Genomic DNA, 7,934 nt, shown 5'->3' on the forward strand with positions numbered 1-7,934 from the left:
GCTTGCTGGCGATGGCGTCCTTTCAGGCGACAGATGTGTCGATTGACCCACCGCCATCGCCAGCAAGCCGGCTCCTACAAGGGATCGCGTGGTTCTCAAGGTTGATGTTCACAGTGTGATCGCCTCATCCCCCCGCCCCACTCCCGCCTGACCAGACGACAGGTTGATCATGGTCAATACTCAATGGGTTGAATGCCTGTCGAATGACCCTGACGCTCGTTTACCCACGGGAGGTTTGTCATGTCTGAGCAATCACGTTTCATGCTGGTCGCCTCACCCCTGATGGAACACAGCCCCGCCTTCGACAGGGCCGCAGCATTGGCCAAGGCCGAAGACGCGGCGCTGCACATCGTTGCGTTCGATTATCTGGAGGGCCTGGCGACCGCCAGTCTGGTCAATGAAAAGGCCCTGGAGCAGATGCGCCTGGGCTATGTCGATCGACACCGTCAATGGCTTGAGGACCAGGCGCGGCCCTTGCGCAAGATCGGGGTGCACGTCACCACCGAAGTGACGTGGGTCGAACGGCCGCTGGAGGAAATCCTGATTCACCTGAAAGAGCAGCCGATGGACGTGCTGATCAAGGCGCTGGAGCCGCATTCGATGCTCTCAAGGCTGATGTTCACGCCACTCGACGTGCATTTGCTGCGTGAGTGCCCGGTGCCGCTGCACTTCGTCAGCCATGCCGCGCGTGCCTTGCCGCGCAAGATCGTCGCGGCGGTCGACCCGTTCCATCGTGATGATCACTACAAAAGCTTCAACGACCGCATTCTTCACGAAGCGGCAAAACTGGCGAGCGCCTGTAATGCCGAGCTGGATGTGGTCTACGCCTATGACCTGTCATCGATCAGCGCCGATGAATTCGGCTTCGACAACGGTTCGGCGTTTTTCTCGTCGGGCAAAGCCAGGACCCTGTTCGACTACCAGGAAGCCGCCTTCAACGAACTGGCCGAACGCAACGGCATCGCGCCGCAGCAACGGCACATGATCATGGGCAACCCGGTAAAGGTCCTGACCCGCTACGCCGATGCCTGCGACATCGACGTGATCGTCATGGGCCGCATCGGCCATCGCGGCCTGGGCAGGCTGATCGGCAGCACGGTGGAGCACCTGCTGTACAAAATGCCGTGCAGCGTCTGGGTGGTGTACAGCGAGCGGTTGGATGAGTAATCCTGCTGAAAACACCCCAACCCCCTGTGGGAGCGAGCCTGCTCGCGATGACTGAGTCATATCCAACATTGATGTCGATTGACTCACCGCCATCGCGAGCAGGCTCGCTCCCACAGGTTTTTGTGTGGGTAAGTCAGCGTCGGGTGATCACCACTTCAAGGTATTCACTCGGCACCACCAACGATTTTTCACCCGTGCGGTTCAAGCGGTTGATCAGCTCGGCCAGGTCACCTTCAAGGGCCTGGGCGCCTTCGGGGGGCAGCGCTGCGAACGCCTTGTGGACCGGGCCATACCAGGTGCGGAACGTGTCGATGAAATGCGCGGCCGAGCGGTAGCGGAAATTGAAGAACCGCCGTGTCACCTGAAGCAGAAACTCGCGCTCATCAAAATGCTTATGCAGCCAGGCCTCAGAACCCCAGTTCGACGGTGGTTGTGCCCCCGGCGGAGGTGGCATGTGCCGGCCCAGGGTCTTGAACATCTGGCCGACGAAACCTTCGGGTGTCCAGTTGGCGAGGCCGATTCGGCCGCCCGGACGACAGACCCGCGCCAACTCGGCGGCGGCTTTGGCCTGGTCCGGTGCGAACATCACGCCGAAGGTCGACAGCACCGCATCGAAACTGCCGTCCTCGAACGGCAGCGCCTCGGCATCCGCCACTTGAAAGGTCACCTCCAGGCGCTCCGCCCGGGCCCGATCTTCGCCGCGCTCCAGCAGCGCGGCGACGTAGTCGGTGGACGTGACGCGGGCACCCCGGCGCGCGGCCGCCAGTGTCGCGTTGCCGTTGCCGGCGGCGACGTCCAGCACGCGCTCGTCGCAAAGCAGGTCGCAGGCTTCGGCGAGCTGCTCGCCGACAATCTGCAAGGTGGTGCCGATCACGGCATAGTCGCCACTGGCCCAGGCGGCCATCTGACGGTTTTTCAAGGCAGTGAGATCAATGGGAGTACTCATCAAATCGCTCCGTTACGAGTTCAAACGCCCCCGGCTTATTCCGCCGTGGTGGGGTCGATGACGGTCATGACCCGGGAAATGCGGTTGGCCGGGAAACCACTCAGCCTGGCATGCTCCCGGATCAACTCTTCGTTGGGCGAGAGGTACACACAGTAGAGCTTGTCACCGGTGACATAACTCTGCTGCCACTGCACCTCCGGCAAGTCGCGCAACGCTCGGCAGGACTTTTGCGAAGCCGCTTTCAAATCCCTTTCTGACAGTGTTCCAGCACCCGGAATCTCGCGTTCAATGATGAACTTCGGCATGGCAACCTCTCATTTTTGTTATTGATGACAGGGTCGGCAGACCCTGTGCCAACTATCGCGCCGCTGACCATCGGCGTCCTGCCCGATCGTCGGCCAACCTTGCCCGATCGTCCGGAGGTTTCGCGTTGTGCCGCGACAGGCTCACAATCAAAAACTGCCCGCCCACAGGGGAACACCACCATGGACGCCCTGTCCCAGACCCTGCGCGTCGTCCGCCTGGTCGGCGCGATTTTCATCAACGCCAGGTTCACTGCCCCCTGGTGTTATCAGTCACCGAGCGCGGACACCGCCGCACCGTTTCTCGAGCCCGGCGCCGAACGCGTGGTGATCTTTCACTTGATCACCGAAGGCGAGTGTTATGTCGAACTCGGTGATGATCCTCCCCAATTGCTGACGGCTGGCGATGTGGTGGTGTTTCCGCAGGGCGATGCCCACCGCATGTGCTCCAAACCCGGTCTCGCGCCGGCCAGCGGTGCACGGCTGGACGTCGTGCTCGCGCGGCGTCCACGGCAGTTGAGTTATGGCGGTGGCGGCGCGGTCACGCGGCTGGTGTGCGGCTATCTGGCGTGCGATACGCGGCTGGCGGGCATGTTGTTGACGGGGTTGCCGGCCGTGGTGAAGGTCAATGTGCGCGGCTCGAACGCCGGGATCTGGCTGGAATCTTCGGTGCGTTATGCGCTGGCCGAAGCGCGCTCGCCAAGGCCCGGTGGTGAAGGCGTACTGGCCAAGCTGGCCGAGGTGTTGTTCATCGAAGTGCTGCGTTTGTACATGCACGAACAGGGCGAAGGCCGGACCGGTTGGCTGGCGGGTGTGGGCGACCGGATCGTCGGCGCCGCCCTCAACGCGCTGCACAAAAAACCCTGTCATGCCTGGACACTGGATGAACTGGCGCGCACCGCCGGCACCTCAAGATCGGTATTGGCGGAACGCTTTCAGCAACTGGTGGGGATTTCTCCGATGCAGTACCTGACGCAATGGCGCATGTTGCTGGCGGCCAACCTGTTACGCAGCAGTAACAGCTCATTGATGCGCATCGCCGAAGAGGTCGGTTACCAGACCGACACGGCGTTCAGTCGGGCGTTTCGGCGGGAGTTCGGCGCACCGCCCGCGGCGTGGCGGCGCAGTCAGGAGAAACGAACAATGGCCCACGGCGCGGAGCCTGTGAGCCATTGAGTTGACGGGTTACGCAGCAGGGGCTTTCGCTTCTTCCAGCAACTGCTGGATCATCTTCTCCTGGGTTTCGTAGCGACCTTCACCGAAGTGGGTGAAACGCACCTGCCCCTTGGCGTCGATCAGGTAGTGAGCGGGCCAGTACTGGTTATCGAAGTTGCGCCAGATCGCGTAGTTGTTGTCGATGGCCACCGGGTAGGTGATGCCGAGCTTTTTCACCTGATCCTTGACGTTGGCGATGATGCGTTCGAAGCCGTATTCCGGGGTGTGGACGCCGATCACCACCAGGCCATCCTTCTCGTATTTCTTCGCCCAGTCCTTCACATAAGGCAGGGTGTGCTGGCAGTTGATGCAGTCGTAGGTCCAGAAGTCCACCAGCACCACTTTGCCTTTGAGCGACTCATTGGTCAGTGCTGGCGAGTTGATCCATTCGACGGCGCCGGACAGCGACGGCATCGGACCCTGGGCATTGTCCAGGCTTGTATCGGCCTTGACCTTGCTGACCAGGTAATCGACCACTTTCGGTACGCTTTCCAGCACGCCTTTCTCGATGCTGCTGACGCCCTCGGAAGAAGTGCCGGCCAGCAGGGTCTTGTCGGCGCCGGTGGAAATCACCACCGCAGCCGCCAGTACCGAAAACCCGGTACCGCGTCGCAACCAGCCGGTCACCGGAATCGACGCTTTCAAGCGATTGACCAGGCCGCGACCGGCGAAGATCAAGGTGCCCAGGGACAACGCGCTGCCCAGGCCGTACGCCACCAGCAACAGACTGGTCTGCGCGTTGGCGCCTTGCAGCATGGCGCCGGTGAGGATCACGCCGAGGATCGGCCCGGCGCACGGCGCCCAGAGCAGACCGGTGGCGACACCGATCATCACCGAACCCAACGGGCCGGACATTTTGCGGGTGTCGGGGTCGAGGCGATTGCCCAACAGCACGAACGGGCGTGCCAGCCAACCGCCGACCCGCGCAGAAATCAGCGACAGGGCAAACAGCGCCATCACGATCAGGGCCACGTGGCGACCAGTGTTGTTGGCTTGCACCACCCATTCACTGCTGACCACGGCCAGGCTGGAGGTCAGGGCGAAGGTCAGGACCATGCCGCCAAGGGTGAGCAGGATCGAGGAGCGGGTGCGGTCGACCCCGGCGAACAGGAACGGCACGACCGGGAGGATGCAGGGACTGAGGACGGTCAAAATGCCGCCCAGGAAAGCGATGAGAAACATGGGGATCACCTAATGCATTAGAGGGTGGCAACGAGTCCCCTGTAGGAGCCGGCTTGCTGGCGATGGCGTCATCACATGCAACTTATAGGTGACTGACAGATCGCTATCGCCAGCAAGCCGGCTCCTACAGTGGGATTGCGTGGCTTCAGGCCGTTTGTTCATCCAGCAATTGGCCTTGTGGCGTGCGGCTGCCACCGTTCTCGGCAACCATCTGCCCTTGCGGCGTACGGCTCGAACCGTCCTGTACCAGCAAATCATTGGCGCCCTGCTCGTTCACCGGGGTCAGCTGGAAGCAGGTGCTGCTGCCGCAGGTGCTTTGTTCAACGGCGGCGTTGGCGTGAGCGGCGGCGCCGGCAAGGGCGAAGGCAGCGGCGGTCAAAAAGCGGGTTACGTTGTTCATGGTGTTCTTCCTGTATCAAAGGGGATTGGCAATCGGTCAGCAATGACTCAGTTGTCTTCGTTGCAGTCAGCAATTTTTCGGTAGTCCAGCACCTGGGTTTTGTTCTGGGAGTCCAGGTAAGTCAGCTGGGCATCGACAATCCCGCAGGCGTTCGTGGTGTCCTGTGTCAACGACACCACTTTCTTGATGTCCAGGTGCGTGCCGTAGCTGTAGGTCCTGGCGCTGACGTCGGCTTCGGCACGGGCCGACAGGGTGCAGATGTTCAGGGCGGCAAACAGGCAAGCGGCGTAGATGGCTTTGGTGTTCATGGTGGTGTCCTCAAGGCTTCAATGGGTAGGTCGTTCAATTGAGCCGAGGCGGTTGGGTTTGCCTCGATGGAACCTATTAGAAGGCCCTGAGGTATCTCGTCTGTGTCGAGAAGCGGCGCGTGTAAATCGGTACGTATCAAAGGGGCCTGCCGATACACAGCGATACAAAACCCCTGGATTTCCGGGTTTTTAAGTCCATGTGTATCCGCCGACACACCAGATACACTGCAATACAAAGGGTGGCGGGCGAGCGGGCAAAGGCTCGATAGACTGTGCGCATTCCCTATTTGAAGAGGCTTGGCCCCATGGAACACGTCGATCACATCCTCATCGTGGACGATGACCGCGAGATTCGAGAGCTGGTAGGCAACTACCTGAAGAAGAACGGCCTGCGCACCACCGTCGTGGCGGACGGCCGGCAGATGCGCGCGTTTCTGGAGACCACGCCGGTGGACTTGATCGTGCTCGACATCATGATGCCGGGCGACGATGGCCTGATGCTGTGCCGCGAAATCCGTGCCGGTAAACACAAGACCACCCCGGTACTGATGCTCACTGCGCGCAACGATGAAACCGACCGCATCATCGGCCTGGAAATGGGCGCCGACGATTATCTGGTCAAGCCGTTCGCCGCCCGTGAACTGCTGGCGCGGATCAACGCGGTGCTGCGGCGCACGCGGATGCTGCCGCCCAACCTGGTGGTCACCGAAAGCGGTCGCCTGCTGGCCTTCGGTCGCTGGCGCCTGGACACCTCGGCCCGCCATCTGCTCGATGACGACGGCACCATGGTCGCGCTCAGCGGCGCGGAATATCGACTGCTGCGGGTGTTCCTCGACCATCCGCAACGGGTGCTCAACCGCGACCAGTTGCTGAACCTGACCCAGGGCCGCGATGCCGATCTGTTCGACCGCTCCATCGATTTGCTGGTCAGCCGCCTGCGTCAGCGCTTGCTCGACGACGCACGGGAACCGGCCTACATCAAAACCGTGCGCAGCGAAGGCTATGTGTTTTCGCTGCCGGTGGAAGTCCTCGGGGCGCCCGCATGAACCTTTCCCTGCGGTGGCCCCGCACCCTCGCCTCGCGCCTGTCGCTGATTTTCCTGATCGGTCTGATTCTGGCGCAGGTCTTGTCTTTCGGTGCGCAGTACTACGAGCGCTATGAAAGCGCGAAAAACACCATGCTGGGCAATCTGGAAACCGACGTTTCAACCTCCATCGCCATCCTCGACCGCTTGCCGGCCGAAGAACGCATGAGTTGGCTGCAACAACTGGATCGCCGCAACTACCGCTATTTGCTGGATGAAGGTTCGCCCGGCACGGCGATGAGCGATACGCCTATCGCGATGACTTCAATCAAGGACGCCATCGGCAAGGATTACCCGATGACGGTTACGGACATTCCCGGTCCGGTCAAACACTTCCAGGTCCATCTGAAACTGGCCGATGGCAGCCCGGTCACCATCGACGTGCGTCCGTCGATGGTGCCGTTGTCGCCCTGGTTGCCGGTCGTCTTGCTCGGCCAACTGTTGCTGATGATTCTGTGCACCTGGCTGGCGGTGAGAATCGCCATTGGCCCCCTCACCCGCCTCGCACAAGCCGTCGAAACGCTGGACCCCAACACCCACCCGGTGCACCTGGACGAAACAGGCCCGACCGAGGTCGCCCATGCCGCCATGGCCTTCAACGCCATGCAGGCGCGTATCGCGGCATACCTCAAAGAACGCATGCAATTGCTGGCGGCGATTTCCCACGACCTGCAAACCCCCATCACTCGGATGAAACTGCGCGCCGAGCTCATGGACGACTGCAACGAAAAAGACAAACTGTGGAACGACCTCGGCGAGATGGAGCATCTGGTGCGCGAAGGCGTGGCCTATGCCCGCAGCGTCCATGGCGCCACCGAAGAAAGTCGCCGCACCGATCTGGATTCATTCCTCGACAGCCTGGTGTTCGACTATCAGGACATGGGCAAGGACGTTCAGCTCAGCGGAAAAAGTGACACCGTCATCGACACCCGGCCGCACGCCTTGCGCCGCGTGCTGGTGAACCTGACGGACAACGCACTCAAATTCGCCGGCGCGGCGGAACTGCAGGTGGAATCGAAACCTGGCGGCAGCTTGTCGGTGAAGGTGATGGACCGCGGCCCCGGGATTGCCGAAGAAGAACTCGCCCACGTGATGGAGCCGTTCTACCGCGTGGAGAATTCCCGCAACCGCAGCACTGGCGGCACCGGCCTGGGCCTGGCGATTGCCCAGCAACTGGCGCTGGCCCTCGGCGGGTCGTTGACGCTGAGCAACCGCGAAGGCGGCGGACTCTGCGCAGAGCTAAAGCTCCCCACCAAATCCCTGTAGGAGCCGGCTTGCTGGCGATGGCATCAACGCGGTCTGTCAGATTCACCGCGGTGATGCCATCGCC

At 61.6% G+C, this 7,934-nt stretch carries 9 protein-coding genes; 4 read left to right on the top strand and 5 right to left on the bottom strand.

The window, feature by feature from the left end; all coding sequences use genetic code 11:
* The first annotated feature begins 240 nt into the window (after positions 1-240).
* Complete coding sequence (locus tag KGB24_RS27490) at positions 241-1,167, top strand: universal stress protein (protein WP_207285921.1); 927 nt, start codon at positions 241-243, stop codon at positions 1,165-1,167.
* A gap of 133 nt (positions 1,168-1,300) precedes the next feature.
* Here KGB24_RS27490 and KGB24_RS27495 read toward each other — a convergent pair whose 3' ends face one another.
* Both KGB24_RS27495 and KGB24_RS27500 read right to left on the bottom strand, forming a co-directional pair.
* Entirely contained in the window at positions 1,301-2,113 is an 813-nt protein-coding gene (locus tag KGB24_RS27495) for a class I SAM-dependent methyltransferase (RefSeq protein WP_223415724.1), read from the bottom strand.
* Between the two features lie 35 nt (positions 2,114-2,148).
* The gene (locus KGB24_RS27500; protein WP_008028186.1) at positions 2,149-2,418 is read right to left on the bottom strand and encodes a DUF4242 domain-containing protein; all 270 of its coding nucleotides are present in this window, start codon (positions 2,416-2,418) and stop codon (positions 2,149-2,151) included.
* A 180-nt stretch (positions 2,419-2,598) separates the two neighbouring features.
* Here KGB24_RS27500 and KGB24_RS27505 point away from each other — a divergent pair, with 180 nt between their 5' ends.
* Complete coding sequence (locus KGB24_RS27505) at positions 2,599-3,591, top strand: AraC family transcriptional regulator (protein ID WP_008028188.1); 993 nt, start codon at positions 2,599-2,601, stop codon at positions 3,589-3,591.
* Positions 3,592-3,600: 9 nt separating this feature from the next.
* On the opposite strand, the gene KGB24_RS27510 is transcribed toward KGB24_RS27505, so the two are convergent.
* The 3 genes from KGB24_RS27510 to KGB24_RS27520 form a co-directional block, all read right to left on the bottom strand.
* Positions 3,601-4,812 carry a cytochrome c biogenesis protein DipZ gene (locus KGB24_RS27510; protein WP_223415723.1) on the bottom strand — a complete coding sequence of 404 codons (1,212 nt, stop codon included), beginning with the start codon at positions 4,810-4,812 and terminating at the stop codon, positions 3,601-3,603.
* Between the two features lie 145 nt (positions 4,813-4,957).
* Complete coding sequence (locus KGB24_RS27515) at positions 4,958-5,212, bottom strand: hypothetical protein (protein ID WP_008043295.1); 255 nt, start codon at positions 5,210-5,212, stop codon at positions 4,958-4,960.
* Positions 5,213-5,259: 47 nt separating this feature from the next.
* A complete protein-coding gene (locus KGB24_RS27520) occupies positions 5,260-5,520 on the bottom strand; it encodes a DUF2790 domain-containing protein (protein WP_008043296.1) in 261 nt (86 codons plus the stop codon).
* 305 nt (positions 5,521-5,825) lie between these two features.
* Between KGB24_RS27520 and KGB24_RS27525 the strand changes: the two genes are divergently transcribed.
* Together KGB24_RS27525 and KGB24_RS27530 are read left to right on the top strand one after the other, a co-directional pair.
* Positions 5,826-6,566, top strand: a complete 741-nt coding sequence (locus KGB24_RS27525; RefSeq protein WP_008028195.1) for a response regulator — start codon at positions 5,826-5,828, stop codon at positions 6,564-6,566.
* On the top strand, positions 6,563-7,870 hold the full coding sequence (locus KGB24_RS27530) for a sensor histidine kinase (RefSeq protein WP_223415722.1): 1,308 nt from the start codon (positions 6,563-6,565) through the stop codon (positions 7,868-7,870). The genes KGB24_RS27525 and KGB24_RS27530 overlap by 4 nt, the downstream gene beginning before the upstream one ends.
* Positions 7,871-7,934 lie beyond the last annotated feature (64 nt).

Origin of the sequence: Pseudomonas sp. BF-RE-25 (genome assembly GCF_019956105.1) — a bacterium.
In the GTDB taxonomy this organism is placed as follows: domain Bacteria; phylum Pseudomonadota; class Gammaproteobacteria; order Pseudomonadales; family Pseudomonadaceae; genus Aquipseudomonas; species Aquipseudomonas migulae.